This is a genomic window from Limnoraphis robusta CS-951, from assembly GCF_000972705.2.
Genome location: NZ_LATL02000176.1, coordinates 1 through 1,449, shown reverse-complemented (window position 1 = coordinate 1,449; position 1,449 = coordinate 1). Strand labels below are relative to the sequence as shown.

The following is a 1,449-nucleotide window of genomic DNA, read 5'->3' as shown; positions in this document are numbered from 1 at the left end:
CCCCGGAGAGATCCCCCTAAATCCCCCTTGGAAAAGGGGACTTAATTCCCCTAAATTCCCCGGAGAGATCCCCCTAAATCCCCCTTGGAAAGGGGGACTTAATTTCCCTAAATTCCCCGGAGAGATCCCCCTAAATCCCCCTTGGAAAAGGGGACTTAATTCCCCTAAATGCCCCGGAGAGATCCCCCTAAATCCCCCTTATAAAGGGGGACTTAATTCCCCTAAATTCCCCGGAGAGATCCCCCTAAATCCCCCTTATAAAGGGGGACTTTAACTTCAATGCCCCTCTTTTCCCCCCCCGCCTCCCTTTTTAAGGGAGGTGCCGCAGGCGGAGGGATTAAGGGGGGCTAGGGAGAATCAGAAGTCAGAAGTTTTCTTCAAACTTTTTTTAAGAGTATTAATTCATCGAATATGGTAAAATTGTTAATCAACCAGACTTAATCAAATGAGTCATTCATCTGAGTCAAATTTTAGCTATCAAGTGGGAGGAAGTCTACCCCCAGACGCCCCAACTTATGTAAAAAGACAAGCCGACGACATCTTTTATAATAAACTAAAAGCGGGGGATTTTTGCTACGTTTTTAACTGTCGTCAGATGGGGAAATCTAGCTTAAGAGTTCGGACAATGCAACGACTCCAAAGCGAAGATGTTGCTTGTGTGGCAATAGATATTACCGGAATAGGAACGTTTGATATTACGCCGGAACAGTGGTATTTGAGCGTGATTGATGCGATAATAGATAGTTTAGACCTCTACGAAATATTTGATTTAGAGGAATGGTGGGAAAGTCTCAACTCTCTGTCTATTATTCGCAGATTTAGTAAATTTTTTAGCGATAAACTCTTACCACTTGTTCCTCAAAATATAGTTATTTTTATTGACGAAATTGATAGTATTCTCAGCTTACCGTTTAATATAGATGACTTTTTTGCTGTTATTCGAGACTGCTACAACAAACGCGCCGACGAACCCATTTATCAACGTTTAACCTTTGCGTTATTGGGCGTAACAACACCCTCTGATTTAATTCAAGACCAACGACGAACCCCTTTTAATATTGGTCAGGCTATCGAACTCAACGGCTTTCAAATAAACGAAGCAGAACCGCTTAAAAATGGGTTTATTTCATTAACTGAAAATCCCCAAACGGTGTTAGAAGCGGTGTTGTATTGGACGAACGGACAGCCCTTTTTAACCCAGAAAGTTTGTAAATTTATTCGGGAATCTTCAACCGAAATAATACCGGGAAATGAGGCGGACTGGGTGGCGGAATTGGTGCGGGAGAAAATTATTAATCAGTGGGAATATCAAGACAATCCCGAACATTTAAGAACTCTACGCGATCGCCTGTTGAAAGCCGAAGAAAAACGCACCGGACGTTTATTAGGACTCTATCAACAAATCCTACAAAACAAAGAAATACCCGCCGATAATAGCCCCGAACAAAT

1 protein-coding gene is annotated in these 1,449 nt (G+C 42.4%); it reads left to right on the top strand.

All coding sequences use genetic code 11. From position 1 onward, the window contains the following. Nucleotides 1-445: 445 nt before the first annotated feature. A partial coding sequence (locus WN50_RS14955) for an AAA-like domain-containing protein (RefSeq protein WP_049559661.1) occupies nt 446-1,449 on the top strand: 1,004 nt, incomplete at its 3' end.